At 70.9% G+C, this 23,786-nt stretch carries 21 protein-coding genes; 10 read left to right on the top strand and 11 right to left on the bottom strand.

Features of this window, described 5'->3' with window-relative positions; all coding sequences use genetic code 11:
• Positions 1-34 precede the first annotated feature (34 nt).
• From ASD23_RS03750 to ASD23_RS03735, 4 genes are all read right to left on the bottom strand, one after another.
• Positions 35-1,516 carry a carboxylesterase/lipase family protein gene (locus ASD23_RS03750; protein ID WP_056006389.1) on the bottom strand — a complete coding sequence of 494 codons (1,482 nt, stop codon included), beginning with the start codon at positions 1,514-1,516 and terminating at the stop codon, positions 35-37.
• A 12-nt stretch (positions 1,517-1,528) separates the two neighbouring features.
• Positions 1,529-2,845 (bottom strand): MFS transporter, encoded by a 1,317-nt coding sequence (locus ASD23_RS03745; RefSeq protein ID WP_235507618.1) that lies wholly within the window; start codon positions 2,843-2,845, stop codon positions 1,529-1,531.
• A gap of 166 nt (positions 2,846-3,011) precedes the next feature.
• Positions 3,012-4,223, bottom strand: coding sequence for an ROK family protein (locus ASD23_RS03740; protein WP_056006386.1), 1,212 nt, complete (start codon positions 4,221-4,223; stop codon positions 3,012-3,014).
• Between the two features lie 4 nt (positions 4,224-4,227).
• Positions 4,228-4,806 (bottom strand): TetR/AcrR family transcriptional regulator, encoded by a 579-nt coding sequence (locus ASD23_RS03735; protein WP_056006383.1) that lies wholly within the window; start codon positions 4,804-4,806, stop codon positions 4,228-4,230.
• 89 nt (positions 4,807-4,895) lie between these two features.
• Between ASD23_RS03735 and ASD23_RS03730 the strand changes: the two genes are divergently transcribed.
• The 4 genes from ASD23_RS03730 to ASD23_RS03715 all read left to right on the top strand — a co-directional run bounded on the left by ASD23_RS03730 (position 4,896) and on the right by ASD23_RS03715 (position 10,382).
• The gene (locus ASD23_RS03730; protein WP_056006380.1) at positions 4,896-6,212 is read left to right on the top strand and encodes an MFS transporter; all 1,317 of its coding nucleotides are present in this window, start codon (positions 4,896-4,898) and stop codon (positions 6,210-6,212) included.
• Positions 6,212-6,994, top strand: coding sequence for a phosphatase PAP2 family protein (locus ASD23_RS03725; protein ID WP_056006377.1), 783 nt, complete (start codon positions 6,212-6,214; stop codon positions 6,992-6,994). Before ASD23_RS03730 ends, ASD23_RS03725 begins: the two co-directional genes overlap by 1 nt.
• Positions 6,991-9,276 (top strand): glycoside hydrolase family 3 C-terminal domain-containing protein, encoded by a 2,286-nt coding sequence (locus ASD23_RS03720; RefSeq protein ID WP_056006374.1) that lies wholly within the window; start codon positions 6,991-6,993, stop codon positions 9,274-9,276. Before ASD23_RS03725 ends, ASD23_RS03720 begins: the two co-directional genes overlap by 4 nt.
• 122 nt (positions 9,277-9,398) lie before the next feature.
• Positions 9,399-10,382 (top strand): endonuclease/exonuclease/phosphatase family protein, encoded by a 984-nt coding sequence (locus ASD23_RS03715; protein ID WP_056006371.1) that lies wholly within the window; start codon positions 9,399-9,401, stop codon positions 10,380-10,382.
• Here the strand turns inward: ASD23_RS03715 and ASD23_RS03710 are convergent, their stop codons facing one another.
• Positions 10,383-12,146 (bottom strand): SulP family inorganic anion transporter, encoded by a 1,764-nt coding sequence (locus tag ASD23_RS03710; protein ID WP_082571157.1) that lies wholly within the window; start codon positions 12,144-12,146, stop codon positions 10,383-10,385.
• Positions 12,147-12,398: 252 nt separating this feature from the next.
• Between ASD23_RS03710 and ASD23_RS03705 the strand changes: the two genes are divergently transcribed.
• The 3 genes from ASD23_RS03705 to ASD23_RS03695 are packed head-to-tail and all read left to right on the top strand — an operon-like array spanning position 12,399 to position 13,638.
• Positions 12,399-12,779 carry a hypothetical protein gene (locus ASD23_RS03705; protein ID WP_199470624.1) on the top strand — a complete coding sequence of 127 codons (381 nt, stop codon included), beginning with the start codon at positions 12,399-12,401 and terminating at the stop codon, positions 12,777-12,779.
• Positions 12,760-13,107, top strand: coding sequence for a hypothetical protein (locus tag ASD23_RS03700; RefSeq protein ID WP_056006368.1), 348 nt, complete (start codon positions 12,760-12,762; stop codon positions 13,105-13,107). Before ASD23_RS03705 ends, ASD23_RS03700 begins: the two co-directional genes overlap by 20 nt.
• Before the next feature lie 3 nt (positions 13,108-13,110).
• Complete coding sequence (locus ASD23_RS03695) at positions 13,111-13,638, top strand: hypothetical protein (RefSeq protein ID WP_056006365.1); 528 nt, start codon at positions 13,111-13,113, stop codon at positions 13,636-13,638.
• On the opposite strand, the gene ASD23_RS03690 is transcribed toward ASD23_RS03695, so the two are convergent.
• The 5 genes from ASD23_RS03690 to ASD23_RS03670 form a co-directional block, all read right to left on the bottom strand.
• A complete protein-coding gene (locus ASD23_RS03690) occupies positions 13,628-15,010 on the bottom strand; it encodes an alpha-hydroxy acid oxidase (RefSeq protein WP_056006362.1) in 1,383 nt (460 codons plus the stop codon). The two genes, ASD23_RS03695 and ASD23_RS03690, sit on opposite strands and share 11 nt — an antisense overlap.
• A gap of 79 nt (positions 15,011-15,089) precedes the next feature.
• The gene (locus ASD23_RS03685; protein WP_056006359.1) at positions 15,090-15,812 is read right to left on the bottom strand and encodes a FadR/GntR family transcriptional regulator; all 723 of its coding nucleotides are present in this window, start codon (positions 15,810-15,812) and stop codon (positions 15,090-15,092) included.
• Between the two features lie 87 nt (positions 15,813-15,899).
• Entirely contained in the window at positions 15,900-16,934 is a 1,035-nt protein-coding gene (locus tag ASD23_RS03680) for an NAD(P)-dependent alcohol dehydrogenase (RefSeq protein WP_056006356.1), read from the bottom strand.
• 104 nt (positions 16,935-17,038) lie between these two features.
• Positions 17,039-18,208: an NYN domain-containing protein gene (locus ASD23_RS03675; RefSeq protein WP_082571156.1), complete on the bottom strand. Its 1,170-nt coding sequence runs from the start codon at positions 18,206-18,208 to the stop codon at positions 17,039-17,041.
• A 79-nt stretch (positions 18,209-18,287) separates the two neighbouring features.
• Positions 18,288-18,878 (bottom strand): DJ-1/PfpI family protein, encoded by a 591-nt coding sequence (locus ASD23_RS03670; protein ID WP_056006354.1) that lies wholly within the window; start codon positions 18,876-18,878, stop codon positions 18,288-18,290.
• Between the two features lie 214 nt (positions 18,879-19,092).
• Between ASD23_RS03670 and ASD23_RS03665 the strand changes: the two genes are divergently transcribed.
• The 3 genes from ASD23_RS03665 (at position 19,093) to ASD23_RS03655 (ending at position 22,763) form a co-directional block, all read left to right on the top strand.
• Positions 19,093-19,869 carry an IclR family transcriptional regulator gene (locus ASD23_RS03665; RefSeq protein ID WP_056006351.1) on the top strand — a complete coding sequence of 259 codons (777 nt, stop codon included), beginning with the start codon at positions 19,093-19,095 and terminating at the stop codon, positions 19,867-19,869.
• Positions 19,870-20,017: 148 nt separating this feature from the next.
• Positions 20,018-20,989, top strand: a complete 972-nt coding sequence (locus tag ASD23_RS03660) for an aldo/keto reductase (RefSeq protein WP_056006348.1) — start codon at positions 20,018-20,020, stop codon at positions 20,987-20,989.
• 136 nt (positions 20,990-21,125) lie between these two features.
• Entirely contained in the window at positions 21,126-22,763 is a 1,638-nt protein-coding gene (locus tag ASD23_RS03655) for an alpha/beta hydrolase (RefSeq protein WP_056006345.1), read from the top strand.
• Positions 22,764-22,774: 11 nt separating this feature from the next.
• Here ASD23_RS03655 and ASD23_RS03650 read toward each other — a convergent pair whose 3' ends face one another.
• A complete protein-coding gene (locus tag ASD23_RS03650; protein ID WP_056006342.1) occupies positions 22,775-23,758 on the bottom strand; it encodes a serine hydrolase domain-containing protein in 984 nt (327 codons plus the stop codon).
• Positions 23,759-23,786 lie beyond the last annotated feature (28 nt).

Here is a 23,786-nt window from a genome sequence, read left to right as displayed (position 1 = left end):
GTACACGACCCGAAGGCCCCGGCGCGCGACCGGATCAGCCGGCGAGCAGCGGACGCACGCTGGCGTAGCCGTCGGCCACCACGGTCGACGGGGTGTCGTAGACGCGCGTCGTCCGCTCGGCCTCCGAGTACCGCGGCCAGCCCGGATCACCCGTCGTGATGAACGCCACGGCGCCGCCGTGGACCTCGTCAGCGAGGCGCTGCGGCGGGTTCGGCCCCGCGAGCGGCTCCATCGCGATGGAGTCGAGGCAGTCGAAGAAGAACGGCACGTCGAGGCAGTGCTCGGCGAAGCCGAACGTGCCCGACGGCCATGAGAACCGGTACACCCACGTCGGTGCATCACCGCGCAGCGCGACGATCTTGATCAGCGCGGTGCGGAACATCTGGTCGGTGAGGAACCGGCCCGCGATGCGCGCCGTGCCCTTGCCGGCGACCTCGGCGTTCGCCGCGAGGTAGGGCTTCAGCTTCGCCTTCGGCATGCCGAGCTTCTTCAGCATCAGCGACTTCGGGATCCAGCGGAGCTTCTTCTCGGCCTCGGCGAAGGCCATCGTGAACTCATCGTCGGTGGCGCCGATGACGAGGGGCTTGTCGGAGCCGACCCCCGCCGCGAGCGAGTCCTTCGTCGAGCGGGTGAGCAGCTCGCCGTCGATCGCCGGGCCGAGGCCCAGTCCCTCGTCGATCATGCTCTGCAGGGAGTCGGGGCCGAGTTCGGTCGCCTTCTTCTGCAGCTCGAGGATGCGGTCTTCGGAGAGGCTCGAGAACCCGGCGACCGTCGGCTCGACGCCGCCGGCCGCTGCGAGCTCTCGGCCGAATCTCTCGCCACGCGCCGGCGTGACGTCGGCGAGGGCGCCGGAGATCGCGTAGACCCCCTGGAAGAGGTGCTGCGCCGACTCCATGCCGAGCAGGGTGAGCACGGCGCCGCCGCCGGCCGATTGGCCGGCGATGGTCACGCGCGACGGGTCGCCGCCGAAGGACGCGATGTTCTCCTGCACCCACTGGAGGGCGAGGAGCCAGTCGCGCACGCCGCGGTTCGACGGGGCATCGGAGATCCAGCCGAAGCCGTCGAACCCGAGGCGGTACGAGATCGTCACGGTCACGACGCCGTCGCGATTGAAGCGCCCGCCGTCGTACCAGAGGCTCGCGGGCGAGCCGGCGAAGAAGCCGCCGCCGTGGATCCAGACCAGCACCGGCAGCGCCACGTCGGTCGAGGGCGCCGGAGTGAAGACGTTGACGTTGAGGGTCGAGTCGCCGGGCACGCTGGGCTCGGGGATGAGCGTCACGCCGGGGTCGCCGCGCTGCGCGGTCGCACCGAACTCGAGCGCGTCGCGCACGCCGTCCCACGGCGCCTTCGGCACCGGGGCGGCGAAGCGCAGGTCCCCGACGGGCGCCTCGGCGAAGGGGATGCCGAGGAATCCGGCCGAAGCGGGTGCCGCGCCGGGTTCGCCGCGCCAGGCGCCGCGAACGCGGCCCGCGGTGGTGTCGACCTCGACGAAGGTACCGGTGCTGGTCTGGGTCATGGGGTGGTGCTCCTAACGAACGCTCTTGATGGGGATGACTGCCAGAGCCGCGATGATGACGAAGACGCCGCCGAAGACGAACAGCATCGGATATCCGCCGAGCGTACCGATGATGATGCCGGCGATCGCGGCGCTCATGGCCTGGGGGATGTTGGTGGCGATGTTCAGGATGCCGAGATCCTTGGCGGCCGCGGAACCTCCGCCAGGCAGGACCTCGGTCATGAGTGCGGTGTCGACGGACATGTAGAGACCGAAGCCGATGCCGTTGATCACGCTCATCGCGATCATGCCGGTCATGTCCGGCATGAGGAGCGGCATGATGAAGCCCGCGACCATGACGGCCGACGCCACGTAGATGAAGACCTTGCGCCGGCCGGCCTTGTCGCTCCACCAGCCCGAGACCGCGATGGCGACGAGCGTCGGCACGAGCGCCACGAGCGTCAGGGTGACGACCGCCCCGGTCGCGTCCACGAGCTCCATGCCGATGTAGTCGGTCAGGATGTAGAACTGGAAGGCGGCCACGACGAAGTAGCCGAGCATGAGCAGGAATCGGGCCGTGAACGCCCAGAAGAAGTCGGGGTTCGTACGCGGGTCGATCCAGAAGCCGCCGAAGAACGCCTTCCAGCTCCACGGCTCGACGGCGGCCTCCTTCGACGACCAGTCGCGGTCGATCACGACGTACGCCACGGTGACGACGATGATGGCGATGCCGAAGACGGCGTAGCCCATGCCGAAGTTCGCGGCGAACTGCCCGGCGACCATGATGCCGAGGGTCATGCCGACCTGCATGCCGATGCCGAACATGGCACTCGCGGCGCCGCGCTTGTCGCGCGGGAACCGGTCGGGCGTGATCGCCGAGAGCGGCCCCTGGATGGCATTCAGCGAAACCTGGATGAGCACCCAGAAGATCGCGATCCAGACGATCGAGTCGAGGAAGCCCATGCCCAGCAGGAGCACGCCGCCGATGAGCGACCCGCCGACCATCCACGGTGCGCGGCGCCCGAAGCGCGAGCGTGTGCGGTCGCTGATCGCTCCGACGATCGGCTGGGCGAACAGTGTGAACACGAACGAGATCGTCGAGACGAAGGCGAGGTTCGCGACCTTGTTCGCCTCGTCGATGATCGCGACCTGGAGCGGCAGGAGGATCGCGATCAGGCCGCCGTAGGTGCCGAAGAGCGTGAGGGCGACGAGCAGGATGCCGGGGAGCGTGCGCTTGGTGGGCGGCGGGCTCGCCGGTGCTTCGCCGGGGAGCGGTTCGGTCGACGAGATGGCCCCGGTGGGGGCGAGGAGGGGGGTGGGGTCGCCCGGGGCTGGGGGTTGGATGGACAAAGGGTGGCTCCTCTTCATTGAGAACTGCCTGCTGGGGGCGCGCTCATCCGAGCGAAAACCGAATGGCGCTCGGCAATGAGTATGCGCCGAATCCCGTTGGAATTCAACCGTTGAACTAAAAGCGTGGACAGGCGTCCCCGCATCGCCGCGGTCCCGGCCCGGGGTGTCAGACGCCGAGGCGGCTCGGATCGGCGAGCACCGCGTCGCGAGCCGCCCACACGGCACCGAACAGCGCGGCATCCGCGCCGAGCCGTCCGGCCACCACTGCGGGAATCGCGGGAGCGCCCGCACGTGGTCCGGCGAGCGTCGGCCGATTCGCCCGGAACGCCTGCTCGATCGATGCGGTGTGCGCTGCCCAGAACCCGCCGATGACGATGGCGTCGGGGTCGGTCGCCATCGAGAGCACCTGGAGTGAACGCGCGATCCACGGCAGGGCGTCGTCCCATGCCGCGGCGGCGGGCGTCGCTCCGGCGGCGATCTGCGACGAGAGCTCGTCGATCGCCGTGGCGAGGCCGCGCTCGGCCACGAGATCGGCGAGGCCCGCCCGCTCGAGCAGTACGTCGGGGCCGGCGACGGTCACGAGGCATCCGCTCTGGCCGCACTCGCAGGGCTCGCCGTCGGGCACGATGACGATGTGGCCGAGCGCCCCGCCCACTCCGTGCGCACCTTCGACGAGTCGCCCCTCCAGGAGGATGGCGCCTCCGATGCCCGAGTTGCTCTTGATGTAGAGCATGCTCTCGGTGCTCTCGAGCACCGTGCGTTCTGCGAGTGCGGCGAGCCAGGCGTCGGACTCGAGGCTCATCGTCGAGGGAAGTGACGGAAGGCGCGAGCGCAATCCGCCGATGGCATCGACCTCGCCCCACCCGAGGTCGGTGTCGGCCAGCACGACGGGCGGTTCGCCGCCGACCGGGGCGAAGACGACGACCGGCATCTCGACCACTCGGCGACCGAGCCCGGAAGCGACGCCGAGCGCCTCGGCGACCACCGAGGCGAGCACGTCGAGCACGACGTCGGGCTCGCCCATCGGGCGGCCGTGCCGCGCGGAGACCCGGAACAGCTCGTCACCGGCGAGGGTGGTCAACAGTGCGGTGGCGGTGTCGGCGTCGACCTGCGCGACGAGCACGGCGAGGTCGGATGCCGCGAGCTCGAGCCTCGTGATCGGGCGGCCCTTGCCGCTCGCGACCGGATCGGTCTCACGGAGCACGCCCGCTTCGGTGAGCGCAGCCGCGAGCGCGGTCACGGCACCGCGGGTGAGCCCCGTCGCCTCGGCGATCTCGCTGCGCGCGCTCGGGCCGGAGCGCACGATGTGCTCGAGCACGAGCGTCAGGTTGTGCCGGCGCACGTCGCCGGAGACGAGCGAGCGCGGGAGGCGGGGCATCCGCTCAGGCCTTGCGCGTGATGAGCTGCCAGAGGTAGGCGACATGCTCGGCCATGTCGATCGAGGGGTCGAGCATCCACTGCGTCTGCAGGCCGTCGGCAGCCGCGAGGAAGAGGTTGCCGATGCGGTCGAGGTCGAGATCGGCGTCGAGTCGGCCGGCGGCCTGCTCGTCGCGCAGCATGCCGCCGAACATGCCACGGAACGCCGCATAGCGCTCGACGAAGTACTCGTGGGACGGGTGTTCGGGGTCGCCCGCCTCGGTCGAGAGCTGGGCGTAGAGCTGGACCAGGCCGGGGACCTCGCTGTTGTGCCGGATCACGTCGAAGAAGGCCCCGATCGGCTGCTCCGAGTCGAAGTCGAACATCTCTGTGTCGACCTCGTCGCGCTTGCGGAGGATCTCCTGGAAGAGCTCCTCCTTCGACGAGAAGTAGTGGAGCAGGCCGGCCTGGCTGAGACCCACGGCGTCGGCCAGCTCGCGCACGCTCGTGCGCCGGTAGCCGTTGCGTGCGATGACGTCGAGCGCCGTGGTGAGGATCTCCTCGCGCTTCGCGACGCCTTTCGCATATGAACCTCTGCGTGCCATACGTGAATGGTAGTCGCTTGCGGTTGAAAACCGAGCGATGTATGGTTTTGCCACCCCGCCTCGCTGTCGAGGCTCTGAAAGGACCGCACATGACAACGGCGTCGACCCCCCAGCCTGCAGCCGACCCACGCCTCGACGAACCCGAGGAGGCCCTCGCCTTCTTCGAAGAGGCCGCCGGCAACGAAGACCCGCCCACCCCGATCAAGGGCGTCCGCCGCCTCCTCGGCTGGATCATCCCCGCGAACTTCGGCATCTTCCTGATCTGGGGTGCCATTCCCGGCATCCTCCTGCCCGCCCAGATCGCCGCGCAGTTCGGCGAGGCAGACAAGGTTGCGAACCTCACGATCGTCGCGACGATCGGCGCCTTCTGCTCCATGCTCGCGCAGCCGATCGCCGGCCAGATCTCCGACCGCACGCGCTCGCGGTTCGGCCGTCGTGCGCCGTGGATCTTCCTCGGCTCGCTCGCGGGCGGCCTCGCCCTCATCGGCCTCGCGTTCGCGGACAGCCTCGTCGGCGTCATCATCGCGTGGAGCCTCGTGCAGATCACCTACAACATCGCGCAGGGCCCGCTCAGCGCCGTCATGCCCGACCGCGTTCCCCTCAACCGCCGAGGTACGTTCGCCGCGCTCTCGGGCATCGGCCTCATGGTCGGTGCCATCGGCGGCCAGATCGTCGGATCGATGTTCCTCGGCAGCATCACGGCCGGTTATGTGACCTTCGCGGTGTTCTCGCTCGTCATCCTCACGCTGTTCATCGTCTTCAACCCCGACTACTCCTCGAAGGAGATCGAACGCGAGCCGTTCAAGCTCGGCGACTTCCTCCGCACCTTCTGGGTCAACCCGATCAAGCACCCCGACTTCTTCTGGGCCTTCACGGGCCGGCTGCTGCTCTACACGGGCTACTTCGCAGTGACCGGCTTCCAGTTCTTCCTGCTCACCGACTACTTCGGGGTCGAGAAGCCGGGCGAGGTCATCCCGATGCTCGGCCTCATCAGCCTCGCCGGCATCCTGATCGCGACCGCCGTCTCGGGCCCGCTCTCCGACAAGCTCGGCCGCCGCAAGATCTTCGTCTTCGCCTCCTCGGTCGTCACCGGTGTCGCGTTCCTGTTGCCGTGGGTCTGGCCCGACATCACCGCCTGGATGATCATGACCTTCATCTCCGGCCTCGGCTTCGGCATGTTCCAGGCCGTCGACACCGCGCTCATGAGCGAGGTGCTGCCGTCGGCGAAGTCCTTCGCGAAGGACCTCGGCGTCGTGAACATCGCGGCGACCCTGCCGCAGACCCTGGCGCCCGGCGTCGCCGGCGCGATCGTGATATCGATGGGCTACGCCGCACTGTTCCCCGTCGCGATCGTGCTCTCGATCATCGGCGCGTTCGCCGTCTGGCCGATCAAGGCGGTGAAGTGATGTCGGATGCCGCCGCCCCTTCGGCCTCGGCCGTCGTGACGCCGCCCGTGGCGGGTGAGCCGGGGGCATCCGCAATTCGTCGGCCTCGCTCGTTGCTCGTGACCGGTCTCGTCGGCATGGCGCTCTTCGCAGCCTTCGGCCTCGCCGTGGCCGCGAACCCCGAGAGCCCGTTCACGCAGGCCATCGACGACGCATGGCGCGCCCTCGCCGGACTCGAGCCGGGCACGGGCGGAGAGACCTGGGCGCTGCCGATGCTGTTCCAGCACCTCGGGCAGATCCCGGGTGCGGTGCTGACGCTGCTGCTCATCCCGGTCTGGCTCTTCGTGATCCGCCGCTGGCGGTCGGCGCTGTTCTTCCTCGCCGCCGAGCTCGTGGGCAACTTCGGCGTGTCGCAGCTCACCAAGAACCTCGTCGACCGGCCCCGCCCGGCCGACGACCTCGCGAACGGCCTCTACGGGCCGCTGTTCGAGGTCGACCACGGCTCGTTCCCCTCTGGGCACGCCGTGAGCACGGGCATCCTGCTCGTCGCGGTCGCCGCCCTGTTCCCGCCCACGAAGCGACTCGTGTGGTGGATCATCGGCGCGCTGCTCGTGGTCGGCATGATCTGGCAGCGCACGCTGATCAACGCGCACTGGTTCTCGGACGCGCTGTTCGGCATCATCGGCGGAGCCTCGGCGACGCTCATCCTGTGGTGGGCCTTCGCGACCCTGCTGCAGAAGGACTACGGAAAACCACTCTTCCGGCGGCGTATCGAAGCACCGGCTACAGAAGGAGCATCATGACGGACACCCTGAACACCACCGGCACCGGAACCGGCCTCGACGCCCCCGCCGCCGACATCGTGGCGGAGCTCACGCTCGAGGAGAAGGCGTCGCTCACGAGCGGCGCGAGCTTCTGGACGACGCAGGGCATCGAGCGCGCCGGCATCCCCGCGATCGTGCTCACCGACGGCCCGCACGGCGTGCGCCTGCAGAAGGGCAGCGCCGACCACCTCGGCATCGGCGACAGCGTGCCGGCCACGTGCTTCCCGCCCGCCGTGGCGCTCGGCTCGACGTTCGACCCCGAGCTGCTCGAGCGCGTCGGCACGGCTCTCGGCGAGGAGGCGCGCGCCGAAGGCGTCGGCGTGCTGCTCGGCCCGGGCGTCAACATCAAGCGCTCGCCCCTGTGCGGCCGCAACTTCGAGTACCTCTCCGAGGACCCGATCGTCTCGGGCGTGCTCGGCGCCGCCCTCGTGAACGGCCTGCAGTCGCAGGGCGTCGGCGGATCGCTCAAGCACTTCGCGGCGAACAACCAGGAGCACGAGCGCATGAGCTCGTCGAGCGACGTGGACCCGCGGCCGCTGCGCGAGATCTACCTGCGCGGCTTCCAGCGTGTCGTCGAAGATGCGCAGCCGTGGACCGTCATGTGCTCGTACAACCGCCTGAACGGCGTCTACACGAGCGAGGACCCGTGGCTGCTGAACACGGTGCTGCGCGACGACTGGGGCTTCGAGGGTCTCGTCGTCAGCGACTGGGGAGCCGTCAACGACCGTGTCGTGGGCCTGCCCGCCGGTCTCGACCTCGAGATGCCGTCGTCGGACGGCCGCTCGGCGGCTGCACTCCTCGCGGCCGTCGCCGACGGCTCGCTCGACGAGTCGGCGCTCGACCTCGGCGCACGCCGCGTCGTCGAGCTCGTGCAGAAGGCCGTCGCCGGTGCATCCGACGCCGCCTACGACGTCGACGCGCACCACGCCCTCGCTCGCGAGGCCGCCGGCCGCGGTGCGGTGCTGCTGAAGAACGACGATGCGATCCTGCCGCTCGGCGCCGCGACCTCGGTCGCCGTCATCGGCGCGTTCGCCGAGAAGCCGCGCTACCAGGGCGCCGGCTCCTCGCTCATCAACCCCACGAAGCTCGACAACGCGCTCGACGCCATCACCGAGTACGCGGGTGAGTCGAATGTGGCCTTCGCCGCCGGCTTCACGACCGACGGCTCCGACGGTGCCGCCCTCGTCGCCCCCGCCGTCGAGCTCGCCGCCTCAAAGGACGTCGTCGTGCTGTTCCTCGGCCTGCCGGGTTCCTACGAGTCCGAGGGCTTCGACCGCGACGACCTGCACCTGCCGGCGGAGCAGCTCGCGCTGCTCGCGGCCGTCGTCGCGGCGAACCCGCGCACCGTCGTCGTGCTCGCCAACGGCGGTGTCGTCGAACTGCCGTTCGCGGGTGACGTGCCCGCGATCCTCGAGGGCTGGCTCGGCGGCCAGGCGGGCGGCTCCGCCATCGCCGACGTGCTCTACGGCGCCGTCAACCCCTCGGGTCGTCTCGCCGAGACCATCCCGCTGAAGCTCTCGGACACCCCCGCGTACCTGAACTTCCCGGGCGACTTCGGTCACGTGCGCTACGGCGAGGGCCTCTTCGTGGGCTACCGCTGGTACGACGCGCGCGACGCCGAGGTGCGCTACCCGTTCGGCCACGGCCTGTCGTACACGACCTTCGGCTACTCCGACCTGTCGGTGGCAGCGGATGCATCGGGGATCACGGTACGCGTCACGGTGACGAACACCGGCGACCGCGCCGGCCGCGAGGTCGTGCAGGTCTACACGGGCCTCGCCGCCTCGGGCGTGCAGCGCGCCCCGCGCGAGATCAAGGCCTTCGCCAACGTCGCCCTCGAGGTCGGTGAGTCGCGCCAGGTCGAGATCGCCGTTCGGGGCGAGGACCTCGCGTACTGGGACATCCGCGTCGACCGCTGGATCGTCGAGCCCGGCGCCTACAGCGTCGAGGTCGGCGCGTCGAGCCGCGACATCCGTCTGAGCGCCGTCGTCGAGGTCGAGGGCGAGCAGGTGCGGATCCCGCTCTCGCTCGAGTCGTCGATCGCCGAGCTCGCGGCCGACCCGATCGCCGGGCCGATCGTCATGCAGGCGATGGGCTCGTTCGCGTCGGGCATGGCCGACACCGACATCTTCGACGAGGGCGGCCTCGACAAGATGATGGCGTCGTTCCCGGTCGGCAAGCTCGCCGGCTTCCCGGGCGTTCCCGTGACGCCCGAGCAGATCCAGCAGCTGATCGACCTGTCGAACTCGCAGCAGGCGTAGTCGACCGCAGCGGAACGAACGGCCGTCCCTCGCGAGGGGCGGCCGTTCGTCGTCTCCCCGCGTTCGCCGTCTCCGGCAGGGGTGATGGGCAATCGCACAGACACGGCGGCGAGGATGGTCCGATGACCGTGATCGCGCCACCCGAGCTCGCCGCCGGCGGCCCCGCGAGGCCTCAGCCGGCCCGACGCCGTCGGGTGGGACTCGCCCGGTTCACGGCGCTGCTCGGTGCCGCCCTCGCACTCGTGCTCGTGTTCCATGCCCTCGTACCGGATGTCGCGGGCCTCGGCCTCATCGTCGACACGGCGCTCCCGTGGCTCGGGCTCGTCGTGCCGCTGCTCCTCGTCGGCGCGTTCGTCGCGCGAAGCCGTGCCGCGATCGCCACGGTCGTGCTTGCCGCTGTCGTCTGGTGCCTCGTGTTCGTGCCGTCGGTCGTCCCGCTCTCGTGGACGGCCGCTTCGGCGACGGACTCCCAGCTCACGGTGGCGAGCCAGAACGTCGAGGCCGGCTCCGGCACGGCCGCCGACTCCGCCGCGGCGCTGGCGGCCACCGGCGCCGACGTGGTCGCGCTGCAGGAGATGGACGCCGAGTCGCGCGAGGCGGCCGGCTCGGTGCTCGACGAGGTCTACCCGCATCGCTACGGCGTCGGCACGGTCGGCGTCTGGAGCGTGTTCCCGATCGAGAACGCCCAGATGCTCGATCTCGGCCTCGGCTGGAAGCGCGGGCTCGCCGCCGACCTCGAGACGCCGAGCGGGCCGGTGAGCATCTACGTCGTGCACGCGGCATCCGCTCGGCCGGCGGCGAGTGGCGAACGCGACGTCATGCTCGCGAATCTCGGCGAGCACCTGGCGCGCGATGAGAACGCCCGCGTCGTCGCGATCGGCGACTTCAACGCGGGCTCGTCGGACCGGGCGCTCCGCGACGTCACCGCCCAGCTCACGGAGGCGAACCAGACGGGCGGCGGCTTCGGCTTCACCTGGCCGGCCGTCGCTCCCGTCGTTCGCCTCGACCACGTGTTCCAGCGCGGCATGGAGGTCGTCTCGAACACGACGACGCAGGTCGGCGGCGGCGACCACCTCGCGGTCGTCGCGACACTGAACCTCGAGTAGTCAGCGGGCGTCGCCCGATGCGCCGGATGTGTCGGACGTCCCGGGCTCGCCGGCGAAGGCGCGTGCCGACGCGAGCCCTGCGTCGAGCGAATCCCCGATGCGCGGCGTCGCGGGGAACACGCGGTCGCGTCCGATCGTGTCGATCGCCCCGGTCGTCTCGAGCTGGTTCATCACGCGGGGGCTGAGCCCGACGAGGACGAGCGTCCCTCCGGCGGCGCGCAGCTGCTCGGCGTAGCGCGTGACGACGCGGATGAAGGTCGCGCCGAGCTCGTCGGTGCCGCGGAGGCGAAGCACCACCGCGGCGCGCTCGCAGCGATCGGGCACCTCGGGAAGCTGCGCGGCGAAGATGGGCGCCGCGGCGAAGAACAGGCTGCCGTACGGCACGAGCACGACGATCTCACCCGCCTCGACGCGGTCCGGCGGCTCGGTCTCGACGGGGTGCGGACTCGACGCGTCGTAGACCCAGCGGCGCACGACGACGCGGTTCGACTGCCGGGCGACGTGCAGCACGACCGCGAGGCCGACGCCCACGAGCACCGCGTACTGCAGCGGCACGATGAGGGTGAGCACGAAGGTGACGCCGAGCACGCTCGCCTGGATGCGCCCCGTGCGCCACACCATCGCGAGGTCGCGCGGCTTGAAGGTGCGCACGCCGACGAGGATGAGGAGCGCGGCGAGGGCGGGCATTGCGACCTGCGAGATCACACCGCCGAGCGCGAGGATGCCGATCACCATCACGACCGCGGTGAACACGTTCGCCAGCGCGCTCTTCGCGCCGGCCGCGCGGACGATCGCGGTCGCCGACATCGAGCCGCCCACCGGCAGGCCCTGGAAGAGTCCGCTCGCGAGGTTGGCGACGCCCTGGCCGCGGAAGTCCGCAGACGGGTCGGGGTAGCGGCCGTCGGGGTTCGGCGTGGCCCCGGAGATCGCGGCCCCCTGCACGAGGCCGACGAGTGCCAGGGACAGCGCCGGGATGAGGAGTTCGGCGGTCAGCGCGAAGTCGGGCAGGGCCGGCATCGGCACGGCGTTCGGCACCTCGGTGATGTCGCCGACGATCGCCACGCCGCCGAACCAGGGGATGAGGGTCAGTGCTGACGCAGCGGCGACCGCGACGACGAGCGAGAGCGGTCCGAGGAAGGTCCGCTCGAGCACGAGGATGAGTGCCGCGGTGACCACGCCGAGCAGGAGGCTCTGCCAGTGGATCGAGGGGAGGTGCAGCAGGATGTCGAGGCTGCGCATGATCCGGTTCGGGCCCTCGCCCTCGTAGCCGGTGAGGTTCGAGAGCTGGCCGAGCACGATGTTCACGGCCACGGCGTTGACGAATCCGACGAGCACCGCCGTCGGGATGAAGCGCACGAGCGAGCCGAGGCGTGCGAGCCCGAGGCCGAGCATGATGATGCCGGTGAGCAGGGCGAGCGTCGCGACCGCGACCCCCTGGCGGTCGGAGTCGACGACCGCGGGCACGTCGGCGATCATGACCGACATCGCGCCGGTCGCCTGCACCGACATGAAGACCGACCCGGTCGCGAGGGCGCCGCCGAGCGTGCCGAAGAGGTAGCCGTAGAGCCCGTAGACCGGATTCACCCCGGCGAGGACGCCCGATGCGAGCCCGTCGGGGATGCTCTCGATGCCGAGCACGAGACCGGCGCGGGCGTCGGCGAGCACCGTGCGGCGCGTGCCGAAGCGCGCGAAGTAGCGGCGTATCGGTGCGGGCAGGCCCCGCTTGCCGGCGTCGGGCGTGGTCTCGCCAGCACCATCGGACATGCGACCCCCTGCGCTCATCGATTCCCCGCGCTCATCATAGGGTGGGCGCTCGCGCGGGCTCACTCGGTGGGCACGGACACGGTCGAGATGACGCGAGTTGTCGCCATCGGGTTCGTGAAGCGACGACACGCGTCATCTCGGCGTGACTCGTGCGCCTACGAGCACGCCCTGATGGAGTGGAGCGGATTCGCGCACCGGGATGGGGGATTCTCCCGATGCGGGCGTATGGGCGCGATCCGTACCGTCGCTTCCATGGATCTCGCCGTATTCGCCGGCGTCGTCTCGACCGGCCTCTTCGCCATGAGCTACGTGCCCATGCTGGCGAAGGCCGTGCGCACGAAGGACCTCGCGTCGTACAGCCTCGGCAACCTCGCGATCACGAACGTCGGCAATGCGGTGTACTCCGCGTACGTGTTCAGCCTGCCGTTCGGTCCGATCTGGTTCCTGCACTCCTTCTACGTCGTCTCCTCCCTGCTCATGCTCGTCTGGTTCCTCCGATCCCGTGCTGCACTCGCTCGGACGCGATCCGCAACCCCTTGTCGCGGCCCCCGCGCCTCGCGTAGACCGGAACGTGTCCGCGTCAGCCGCGCGGGCGGAGAGGAGGAACGCGACGATGGCGATCCGACTGAATGAGACGGCGCTGCGCCACGCGCGATCGCTCGTGCGCGACGGCGACGTGGTGCGCGACGAACGCGATGCCTGGAGCGAGGACGCCCCCACGGCCGACGAGGAGAACGCGTTCATCGAACGCGAGGGGTGGACCGAGTTCCGCCACTGGCACCTCGGCATCGACGACGAGGCCGACGAGGAGACGAAGGAGGCGTATTCGTTCCCGTATGGCGACTTCCGCAAGGTGCACCGCTGCGGTGTGATCTCGCTCGAGAGTCGCGCCGGCCAGTACGACCACGACGAGATCCGCGACGCAGCCAACCGGCTCCTGAGCCTGATCGACGAGGGCTGATCGATGGCCGCAGCCACGCGAGCCGAGCGCGCCACGGCGAAGCGCGCGATCGCGCAGTCGAAGCGGGCGGAGTCCGAGGTGCGACGTCTCGCGAAGGAGCTGCCCAAGGGCACCCAGCGGGCATGGCTCGAACGGGCCGTCGCCGAGGCGAGGGCCGCCCGGAGAGCCGCCGAGGCCGAACGCCGGGCCGACCCGCGCCGCGCAGCACGACGCGCGGACTCCGCAGTCGCCGGGCTCGAGCGCGCCACCCGCATCAGCGGTCTGCGCCGTGGAGACAAGCAGCCGCCGTTGGCGGGGCTGCTGGACGCCGACGAGCGGGCCGAGGCCAGGGCGAGACTGATCAAGCGGCGTCGCGCACAGGCGAAGCAGGCGCAGAAGATGGCCAAGACGGTGGCGCGGGGAACGATCGTCGCCGCTGTGACGACGCCGACCGACGACGAACGACGACAGGACCGGCGGCAGGACAGGCGGCAGGCGGCGAACCGCCGACGAGCGCACGGCTCGTCGGCGGCCGGCCGCGCTACTTCTTGACGGTCGCGGGCTTCGCGGCAGTCGCCGACTTGGCGGCGGCGGACTTCGTGGTCGACTTCGCCGCCGAACCGGCGGCACGGGGCGCGCGCACCGTCTTCGGCTTCGCAGCAACGGCCTGCTCCGCGGCATCCGTCATCGGCTTCGGCAGCGCCGTGAAGCGCGACAGCTGCGTGACGTGCTGCGGGCCGAGCTCGTCGAGCGTCGACACCTCGAGCAGCTTCATCGTCCGGGCGATCTGCGTCGAGAGGATCGAGATCGTCTTGTCGACGCCCTCGCGTCCGCCGGCCATGAGGCCGTAGAGGTAGGCGCGGCCGATGAGGGTGAAGCGGGCGCCGAGGGCGACGGATGCCACGATGTCGGCGCCCGACATGATGCCGGTGTCGAGGTGCACCTCCATGTCGGAGCCGACCTCGCGCACGACATGCGGCAGGAGGTGGAAGGGGATCGGCGCGCGGTCGAGCTGGCGGCCGCCGTGGTTGGAGAGCACGATGCCGTCGACGCCCTTGCCGGCGAGGATCTGCGCGTCCTGCACGGTCTGCACGCCCTTGACGACGATCTTGCCGGGCCACATGGCGCGGATCGTCTCGAGGTCCTCGAACGAGATGGTGGGGTCGAACATGCCGTCGATGAGCTCGCCGACGGTGCCGCCGGTCGAGGAGAGCGAGGCGAACTCGAGCTTCGGGGTCGTGAGGAAGTTGATCCACCACTCGGGGCGGGGGATCGCGTTGACGACGGTCGCGGGCGTGAGCTGCGGCGGGATCGAGAAGCCGTTGCGCGTGTCGCGCAGGCGAGCGCCCGCGACCGGGGTGTCGACCGTGAAGAAGAGGGTGTCGAAGCCCGCGGCGGCCGCGCGACGCACGAGCTCGTAGGACTTCTCGCGGTCGCGCATCACGTAGAGCTGGAACCAGTTGCGGCCGTTCGGGTTCGCGGCCTTCACGTCTTCGATCGAGGTCGTGCCCATGGTCGAGAGGGTGAAGGGGATGCCGGCTGCTCCCGCGGCGCCGGCACCCGCGGTCTCGCCCTCGGTCTGCATCATGCGCGTGAAGCCCGTGGGTGCGATGCCGAACGGCATGGCGGTCGGGCCGCCGAGCACCTCACGGCTCATGTCGACCACGGGGACGTTGCGCAGGATCGCCGGGTGGAACTCGATGTCCTCGAACGCCTGGCGCGCGCGGGCGAGCGAGATCTCGCCCTCGGCGGCGCCCTCGGTGTAGTCGAACGGCGCCTTCGGCGTGCGGCGCTTCGCGATGTCGCGGAGGTCGGAGATCGTCAGCGCCTTGTCGAGGCGGCGCTGCTTCGCGTTCAGCGTCGGCGCCTTGAAGCGCATGAGCTCGGCGAGCTCCTTGGGGTTCGGGAACTGGCGCTGGACCATGTCGGTGCTGCTCTCTTTCTGGGGGCCGGGTGAGGTGACGCGGATCGACCTTCGCGATGGGGCGGAAGGTCGGTCCGCGTCACCTCGGTGAGGTGTCGACGAATGTCTCGGCGTAGTAGCCCGAGATGTGGTCGTGGGTACGGGTTCGTGCGGACGCGGCATCCGCTCGCTGGATGGCGTCGACGATGCCGCGGTGCTCGGCCCGCAGGCGAGCGGATGTCGCGTGCCAGTCGGCGATCGCGGCGACGCCCTCGAGGGCGTACCCCTCGATGCCGCTGCGGAGGCCGGCCATCGTCGCGGTGATCACCTGGTTGCCCGAGGCCTCGGCGAGGGCGAGGTGGAAGGCGGCGTCGAGCGCGAGGAACTCGGTCGGTGCGAGGTCGGGGGAGTCCATCGCGTCGAGCAGGAGTTCGGCGGGGGCGAGGTCGGGTGCCGTGGCCTCGGCGAGGTCTCCGGCGACCGAGCTCTCGAGGATGAGGCGCGTGCGCACGATGTCGGCGACGGGGAAGCCGCTCGCCGCGACCTGCAGGCGCATGAGGGCCGACATGCCGCCGCCGGGCGTCGCGATGATGATGGCGCCCGACGTCGGGCCCGAGCCCGCGGAGGTTCGGATGAGTCCGAGCACCTCGAGCACGCGCAGGGCCTCGCGGACGCTCGAGCGGCCGACGCCGAGTTCGGCGGAGAGGGCGCGCTCGCCGGGCAGGCGATCGCCGGGGCGCAGGGCGCCCTCGAGCAGTTGCGTCTCGACGTGCTCAAGCACGGTGCGCCAGGCGCGCGGTGCATCGGATGTCTCAGCGCCCATGCCGATCGTCCTCTCCCGTGCCTGTGGTCTGACCACAGTAGCATGTGTGGTCAGACCACAGGTCGGGTCGAGTTCGGCGCGGACGCGCTACGGAACGATGATCGCGCGCCCGCGCAGCGTGCCGTCGTGCAGGCGTCGGTAGGCCTCGGGCGCCTCGTCGATCGGGAACACCTCGGTCTCGACCTTCACGAGCCCGGCGCGGGCCAGGTCGAACACCTCGAACAACTCGGCGCGGGATCCCCAGTAGGGCGCGCGCACGGTCGAGTCGTAGGGTGCGCCGAGCATGCCGACCGGCAGCATCCCGGCGCCGACCCCGACGATCACGTGGTCGCTCTCGACGCCGGCCACGCTGCGGCCGAGATCGATGGTGGGCTGGATCGCGACGAAGTCGAACACCGCGGTCACGGGGCGTCCGCCCGTGGCCTCGCGGATCCGCTCTGCGGCCTCGGCATCGGAGGCGAAGGCGTGGTGGGCCCCGACCTCGCGGGCGAGCGCGAGCTTCTCCTCGCCGAGGTCGAGCGCGATGACCGTCGACGGGGTGATCGCCCGCAGGATCTGGATCGCGACGTGACCGAGCCCGCCGGCGCCGATCACGACGGCGGTCGAGCCGGGCACGAGCTTCGGCAGCGACATCTTGATCGCGTGGTACGGCGTGAGCCCCGCGTCGGTGAGTGCGACGTTCTGCACGGGGTCGAGGTCGCCGAGCGGCAGCAGGTGCCGATCGCTCCGCACGATCATGTACTCGGCCATCGCCCCGGGCGATCCGAGGCCGGGAGGAGCGATGCCGAGCTCGGCGGCGCGCTCGCAATAGTTCTCCTTGCCCTGAGCGCACTGGTAGCAGCGCCCGCAGCCCTGGGGCCCGTAGACCGCGACCGAGTCGCCGATCGCGACGCCCGTGACGCCGTCGCCGAGCTTGTCGACGATGCCGGCGCCCTCATGACCGAGCGTGAGCGGCAGGCCGTAGGTGTACTGCTCCTCGGTCAGGCCCATCACGAAGCTGTCGGAGTGGCAGGCGCCGGCGGCGGTCACCTTCAACCGCACCTCGCCCGGTCCGGGCTCCGGAACCTTGATCTCGACGACCTCCGGTGATCCGCCGATGGTCCGATACTGCACCGCCTTCATGGCACCCTCCCGTTCGACTCCGGCGTCCAGTACGCCGGACACCCCCAGTCTTCTCCCCGGGCCTGAACGGTGTCGGTGAACGGCAGTGAGCGGATGCCGCGGGGTCAGTCCTTCGTCGGTCGGAGCCGCACGCGGCCGCGGCCGGTCTCGTCGAGCTCGACCACGCCGCCACGCGACTTCAGGAACTCGGTGAACGAGGCGAAGCCGAGGCGGCGCTCCTGGAAGCTCGGATCCATGCGCATCATCTGGTTCTTCACCGTGCTCGACGACTGCCACTCCTCGTCGTTCTTCGCGTGGAGCAGTTCGAGCGCCTTGAGCAGCAGGCGGCTGGGGTTGCGGGGGCTGCCGCCGGCGGGTTCGTCGGCCGGCGCGTGGTCGGTCGGTGCGACGAACTGCAGGGCCCGGGCCGACGCGCGCTTCGCGGGCGGTTCGGGCGCCTCGTTCGTCTCGGGCTTCTCGACTGCCGACGTGCCCGCCGCCTCCGCGACGGACTTCGACGTGGCGCGGCGCCGTCGGTTCGGCGCGGGGGCCGTCTCCGCGACCTGCTCCGTCGGCGCTTCGGTCGCCGCAGCGTTCGTCGCCTCTGGTGCGGCGGACTTCGCCCGCGACCGGCGGCCCGTCGCCGGTGGGGCGGCGGCTGCCTCGGGTGCTGCGTGCGCCGCGGCATCCGCTGCCTCGTCTTCGGCGACCGCGGCATCCGTCGCGAGCAGGGTGTCGTAGTCGGCGTACTCGTCGCACGCCGCGGTGAGCGCGCGGCTCGTGCCGCCCGCGACGCCGATGCCGACGACGTAGCGGCCGAGGCGTTTCGCCTTCTGGGCGAGGGCGACGTAGTCGGAGTCGCCGGCGACGATCACGATGTGGGTGAGGTCGTCGATGCGGAACATGTCTTCCACGGCGTCGACCGCGAGGCGGATGTCGGCGCCGTTCTTCGTCGCCGAGAGCGGGAAGAGCTGCACGAGGTCGACGGCTCGGTCGATGAGCTGGCCGCGGTAGCTCGCGTTGACGGGCGTCGACCAGTCGGCGTAGGCGCGGGCGATCGCGATCGTGCCGAACGTCGCGGCGAAGTCGAGCACGGCGTCGACGTCGACCGTCGCCTCGGCGAGCTTCTTCGCCGTCTCCGATCCGGCGGCGGGTGCCTTGCTCGTCGAGGTGTCCTTGCGGTACGCGCTGACCCTGCGCGAGCCGGGGTCGCCGTGCAGTTGGTCGTAGCGCGAGATGACGATGTTGTCGAAATCGAAGTACAGGGCCACGCGGGGTTCTGCCGAGATGGGCATGAAGACCTTCCATCGGGGGTGTGCCTTCGATGCTACGCCCGCGGGCTGTGCGAGACCCGAAGGCACCCCCGGGACGGTGTCAGGCGGATGCCGCGGCGAGCGCGCTCTCGGCCCGGACCCCCGCGGCGTCGAGCACGCCGAGGAACGCCTTCATCCACGTGCCGTTGTCGGGCCAGGCGCGCGAGGTGACGAGATTGCCGTCGACCACGCCGCCGCCGTTCTCGAAGACGCCGCCCACGACCTCGACGTCGATCGCCAGCTCGGGGTAGATCGACGAGGTGCGTCCGGCGAGCACCCCGGCCGCCGCGAGCAGCAGGGGTCCGTGACAGGTGGCCGCCACCGGGGCATCCGTCGCGAAGAAGTGACGCACGATGCGCTTCGCGTCCTCGTTGTTGCGCAGGTACTCGGGCGCGCGGCCGCCGGGGATGACGATCGCGGCGTAGTCGGACGGGTCGACGTCGGCGAGCGCGACATCCGCGGGCCAGGTGTGGCCGAGCTTCTCGGTGTACGTGTCGAAGCCGTCGACGAAGTCGTGCACGACGAACTGCAGCTTGCGAACCTCGGGCGCGCCGATGTGCACCTCGAATCCCTCCTCCTTCAGGCGCTCGTAGGGGTAGAGCACCTCGAGCGTCTCTGCGGCGTCGCCGGTGATGATGAGGATCTTGGTCATGAGGGGTACCTCCGGGGTGTGTACTTCGCTGTACGGATGCCGCGGGTCGGCGACTCGGGCGGGCCGCCGCGTCTGCGTCGACGGGCTGAGTCTGCGCCCGCCGATCCGCCGGTGTCACACCTCGTTCGCACTATGTGCGAAACGCCCCTGGATCCGCCGCGCTCGCCGCGGCCGGCCCGTATCGCGGGCCCCGGGCCCGGCGTAGCATCGGGGCATGAGCGCAGAGGAGCGTCATGGCGGCGCGGGCATCCAGTCGGCCGAGCGCGTCCTGCGCATCCTCGAGCTCGTCGGCGCGGCGCCCACCGGCCTGACCGCCGCCGAGATCGCCAAGCGGCTCGGCCTCGGGCAGTCGACGACCTACCGCCTGCTCGCGACCCTGCACCGCCAGGACTACCTCGCGCGCCAGTCGGGGGAGCACCGCTACATCCTCGGCCGCACGGTCGACCAGCTCGGCCGCGCACTGCAGTACCAGCTCGTCGCGACCGACCCGGTGCGACAGGTGTTGCGCGCGATGCACGACGCGGTCGGCGCACCCGCGTACCTCACGGTCTTCCGGGGCGACGACATCGCCGTGGCGCACATTGAGGACTCGGCGGCGCACCCCCGCATCGGGCAGCTGCACGTGGGCTTCTCCGAGGCGTCGCACGCGACCGCGTTCGGCAAGCTCATGCTGGCCTCCCGCGACGATGCAGGGGTCGCCCGGTTCCTCGAGCGGCACTCGCCGACGCGCCTCACCGCGTCGAGCATCACGGATGCCGCGGCGCTGAACGACCAGCTCGACGAGATCCGGGCCCAGCAGCTCGCCGTCGAGATCGAGGAGTACCTGCCGAAGCTCGCGTGCATCGCGGCGCCGGTGCGATCGGCTGCGGGCCGCACCGTCGGAGCGGTCTCGGTCTCGGTGCAGGCGAAGGACTTCGCCGCCCGGTCGGCGCAGCTCGAGCGTGCGGTGCGCCGCGGCGCGTGGCAGGTCTCGGCGCGGGTCTCCGGCTGAGTCCCGCGTCGCATGCGGTGATCTCGGCGAATCCGGGAACACCCGCCGACTCGGTGCGGTTGGCTTCGGATGTCGGTCGCAGGCGTTCGCCCACCAGCGAGTCCCGGACCGCCGCCCACCCATCGTCCGAACCTTCCGAGGAGCCCGCATGACCGAACCCGCCCAGATCGCCGACCGCGTCCGCATCGGCGCTTCCGACCTCGAGATCGCGCCCCTGTCGCTCGGCACGAACGTCTTCGGCTGGACCGCCGACCGCGACGCGACGTTCGCCGTGCTCGACGCGTTCACCGCCGGCGGCGGGAACTTCCTCGACACCGCCGACGGGTACTCGGCCTGGGTGCCCGGGAACACGGGTGGTGACAGCGAGCGCCTCATCGGCGAGTGGATCGCGTCACGCGATGCGCGCGATGACGTCGTCATCGCCACCAAGGTGAGCACACACCCCGAGTTCACGGGTCTCTCGGCCGCGAACATCCAGGCGGCGGCGGATGCCTCGCTCCAGCGCCTCGGCACCGATGTGATCGACCTCTACTACGCCCACTTCGACGATGCCGACGTGACGCTCGAGGAGACCGTGGGGGCCTTCTCTGCGCTCGTGGACGCCGGCAAGGTGCGTGCGATCGGCATCTCGAACTACACGCCCGAGCGCATCGACGAGTGGTTCCGGGTGACCGAGGCGAACGGACTGCACCGCGCGGTCGCCCTGCAGCCGCACTACAACCTCGTCGAGCGGGATTTCGAGTCAAACGGCCTGCGCGAGCGCGCCGAACGCGAGGGGCTCGCGGTCTTCCCCTACTTCTCGCTCGCGAAGGGCTTCCTCGCCGGCAAGTACCGCACCGCGGCGGATGTCACCGCCGAGGGCGCGAGCGTTCGCGCCGGTGGCGCGGCGCCCTACCTCGGCGAACGCGGTACCCGAGTGCTCTCGGTGCTCGACGAGGTCGCGGCGGCCCACGGGGCATCCGTCGCCTCCGTGTCGCTCGCGTGGCTCCGTCAGCAGCCGACCGTCGTCGCCCCCATCGCCAGCGCGCGTACCGTCGAGCAGTTGGGCGACCTCCTCGCGTCGATCCAGCTCGAACTGACCGATGAGGAGCTCGCGGCACTCGCCCGCGCCTCGGCCTGAGGCGGCCGGGGCGCGGAGGCATCCGCCGCGGTCGCGGCGACACGGCCGGTGAAGTGCAGCGTTCGCGGCGCTCCGGACCGTCGTCGTGGAATGATGCGGTGACGTCGCTCGATCGCGACGGCGGACGGGGGTCGGCGTGCACGCTCGCTGGTGGAGGCTCGACCCGGGCGGCGCCCTCGTCGGTCTGCTCATCGCCGCGTTGTCGATGACCCCGTCGCTGCTGCCGCGCCCGGCGCTCTTCCAGGGGATCATCACCGCGTTCGCGTTCCTCATCGGCTACGGCGTCGGAGTCGGCGTGTGGTGGCTGGTGCGCCGCTTCGTGCGCTGGCGTCCGAAGCCCGAACACCGCCGCGTCGCCTGGTGGGCGTATCTCGGTGTCGCCGTGGTGCTCGCGATCGTGCTGGCATTCGCCTCGGTCGGGTGGCAGAACGAGGTTCGCCGAACGGTCGAGCTGCCGGAGATCGACGGCTTCGACGGCCTGCTGTTCGCCGTCGGGTTCGTGCCGGTCGTCCTCATCGGCATCGCCCTCGCCCGCGCCGAGCGACGACTCGGCAGGCGGTTGTCCGCCCGACTCGGGCACGGCTGGGGCGTGACTGCCGCGGTGGCGATCGTCGTCGCCTCGACCGTTGTCCTCGTCTCGGTCGTGATGTTCGGCCTCGACCGGCTCTACCTCGCGAACAACGGCCCTGCGGCCCCGTGGGTCACCGAGCCGATGAGCGCCTTCCGGTCGGCGGGGCCCGATTCCGAGGTCGAATGGGATCTCGTGGGGCGGCACGGCACCGCCTTCCTCGGAGGCGGTCCGAAGGCCGCCGACATCGAGGAGCTCACCGGCGAGCCGGCGCTCGAGCCCGTGCGCGTCTACGTCGGGCAGGCGAACGCGCCGACCGTCGAGGAACGTGCCGCCATCGCGGTGCGCGAACTGGAGCGCACCGGCGCGTTCGATCGCGACGTGCTCGTCGTCGCCACGACGACCGGCTCCGGGTGGCTGGAGCCTCAGGCCGTCGACGCCGTCGAGTACCTTCACGGCGGCGACACCGCGATCGTGTCGATGCAGTACGCGTACACGCCGAGCTGGGTGTCGTTCGTCTTCGACCCCGATGCGCCGGTCGCGTCATCCGTCGCCCTGTTCGAGGCCGTGCGGGCGAAGTGGGAGACCCTGCCCGAAGCGAGTCGCCCGCAGCTCGTGGTCTACGGCCTGAGCCTCGGCGCGCATGGGACGCAGGAGGCGTTCGACGGCCTGGACGACCTGCGTGCGAACGCCGACGGCGCGCTCCTCGTCGGCAGCCCGAACGGTGCCACGATGTGGCGGGAACTCACCGAGGGGCGCGACGCCGGCAGTCCGCAGTGGCAGCCCGTCGTCGACGGCGGCCGCGAGGTGCGCTGGCTCTCGGTACCCGGTGACTTCCACGCACTCGGACCCGAGTGGGAGGCGCCGCGCGTCGCGTACCTGCAGCACGCGAACGATCCCGTCACCTGGCTCGGGCTCGAGCTGATCTGGGCGGAGCCGGACTGGCTGACCCCCGAGGAGCGTGCCGACGAGGTCAGCGACTCGATGCGCTGGATCCCCGCCGTGACCGCGTTGCAGGTCGTCATCGACATGTTCATGGGCGAGAGCGTGCCCGCCAGCCACGGACACAACTACGGCGACGTGGTGCTCGACGGCTGGCAGGCGGTCACCGGCGACGGAGGGTTCGACGCCGCCGCGATGGCGCGCATCCAGGGCGTGCTCGAGGGGTATGCGGAGGTGCAGCCCGTCGGCAGCGTCAGCGAATAGTCGCGGACGCCTCAGGCCCCCGCGACCACCGCGTTGTGCAGCTCGTCGGCCTCGACGCCGAGACGCCGCACCCCGCCGCCGACGTTGGTGAGCAGCACGAAGCAGACGCCCTGCGACGGCGTGATCCAGAACTCGCATCCGCCCCATCCGCCGTGGCCGTACGCGTCGCGGACCAGGAGGCTCGGCGCGGCGTTGCGCAGGTTCCAGGTGAAGCCCCAGTCCTGGCCGCGCGAGGCGGGGTAGGGCTCGAGCTTCGTCATGCCGACGGTCAGCGGGCGAAGCATCGCCTCGACGGTGGCGGGGGCGATGAGCGAACCGTCGCCGCGGAGCAGTGCGCTGCCGATGGCCAGCAGGTCGCTCGCGCGCCCGAGTACGCCGGCACCGGGGTGCCCGAGCGCCGCGAAGCGCGGGTAGTCGAGGCCCTGCGCGGCAGCGTCGACGACCTCGTGCGGCGACGCGTCGGGGTCGAGCGTGAAGCCCGTGGCGCCGGCTCGTGCCGCCACGGCGGTGACGGCGTCGAACCAGGGTTCGCCTCCGGCGTGCTCGATCATCGCGGCGACGCCGTCGAAGGCGAGGGTCGAGTACCGCGTCGCCGTGCCGGCCTCGAAGTCGCGGCCCGGTGCGACGAGCGATGCGCGCAGTCCGCCCTGGTCCATCGGCGGCTCGGAGATGCCCGAGCTGTGGCTCACGAGGTGCCGCAGCCGCACGACGTCGTCGCGCCCTTCCCCGAACTCGGGCAGGGCGCTCGAGAGGGGCGTGTCGGGCGTGAGCCGACCGCGCTCGACGAGGCGCAGGGCGGCGAGGCCGACGAGCGGCTTCGTCACCGAGAAGAGCGGATAGAGGTCGTCGACGGATGCCGCGCGCCCGCGTTCGGTGCCGAACGCCTCGAGTGCGACCACGCCCTCGCTCGTGGCGATGCCCAGCACGGCGGTCGGGAGCGCCCCGCTGTCGACGTGGCGTCGCGTCCAGTCTAGGGCGTCGTCGAAACGGGGCATGAGGGTCCTCTCGGTGGGATTGGCTGCC

The sequence above is a fragment of the Agromyces sp. Root1464 genome, from assembly GCF_001427265.1.
GTDB classification, from domain to species: Bacteria; Actinomycetota; Actinomycetes; order Actinomycetales; family Microbacteriaceae; genus Agromyces; species Agromyces fucosus.
Note: the sequence above shows the minus strand (reverse complement) of the source record. Positions and strands in the feature narration are given on the sequence as shown.

Coding starts and splice junctions, on each gene's coding strand:
- ASD23_RS03750 (WP_056006389.1), bottom strand. CDS start 1,516: ATGACCCAGACCAGCACCGGTACCTTCGTCGAGGTCGACACCACCGCG.
- ASD23_RS03740 (WP_056006386.1), bottom strand. CDS start 4,223: ATGCCCCGCCTCCCGCGCTCGCTCGTCTCCGGCGACGTGCGCCGGCAC.
- ASD23_RS03735 (WP_056006383.1), bottom strand. CDS start 4,806: ATGGCACGCAGAGGTTCATATGCGAAAGGCGTCGCGAAGCGCGAGGAG.
- ASD23_RS03730 (WP_056006380.1), top strand. CDS start 4,896: ATGACAACGGCGTCGACCCCCCAGCCTGCAGCCGACCCACGCCTCGAC.
- ASD23_RS03725 (WP_056006377.1), top strand. CDS start 6,212: ATGTCGGATGCCGCCGCCCCTTCGGCCTCGGCCGTCGTGACGCCGCCC.
- ASD23_RS03720 (WP_056006374.1), top strand. CDS start 6,991: ATGACGGACACCCTGAACACCACCGGCACCGGAACCGGCCTCGACGCC.
- ASD23_RS03715 (WP_056006371.1), top strand. CDS start 9,399: ATGACCGTGATCGCGCCACCCGAGCTCGCCGCCGGCGGCCCCGCGAGG.
- ASD23_RS03710 (WP_082571157.1), bottom strand. CDS start 12,146: ATGTCCGATGGTGCTGGCGAGACCACGCCCGACGCCGGCAAGCGGGGC.
- ASD23_RS03705 (WP_199470624.1), top strand. CDS start 12,399: ATGGATCTCGCCGTATTCGCCGGCGTCGTCTCGACCGGCCTCTTCGCC.
- ASD23_RS03700 (WP_056006368.1), top strand. CDS start 12,760: ATGGCGATCCGACTGAATGAGACGGCGCTGCGCCACGCGCGATCGCTC.
- ASD23_RS03695 (WP_056006365.1), top strand. CDS start 13,111: ATGGCCGCAGCCACGCGAGCCGAGCGCGCCACGGCGAAGCGCGCGATC.
- ASD23_RS03690 (WP_056006362.1), bottom strand. CDS start 15,010: ATGGTCCAGCGCCAGTTCCCGAACCCCAAGGAGCTCGCCGAGCTCATG.
- ASD23_RS03685 (WP_056006359.1), bottom strand. CDS start 15,812: ATGGGCGCTGAGACATCCGATGCACCGCGCGCCTGGCGCACCGTGCTT.
- ASD23_RS03680 (WP_056006356.1), bottom strand. CDS start 16,934: ATGAAGGCGGTGCAGTATCGGACCATCGGCGGATCACCGGAGGTCGTC.
- ASD23_RS03675 (WP_082571156.1), bottom strand. CDS start 18,208: ATGCCCATCTCGGCAGAACCCCGCGTGGCCCTGTACTTCGATTTCGAC.
- ASD23_RS03670 (WP_056006354.1), bottom strand. CDS start 18,878: ATGACCAAGATCCTCATCATCACCGGCGACGCCGCAGAGACGCTCGAG.
- ASD23_RS03665 (WP_056006351.1), top strand. CDS start 19,093: ATGAGCGCAGAGGAGCGTCATGGCGGCGCGGGCATCCAGTCGGCCGAG.
- ASD23_RS03660 (WP_056006348.1), top strand. CDS start 20,018: ATGACCGAACCCGCCCAGATCGCCGACCGCGTCCGCATCGGCGCTTCC.
- ASD23_RS03650 (WP_056006342.1), bottom strand. CDS start 23,758: ATGCCCCGTTTCGACGACGCCCTAGACTGGACGCGACGCCACGTCGAC.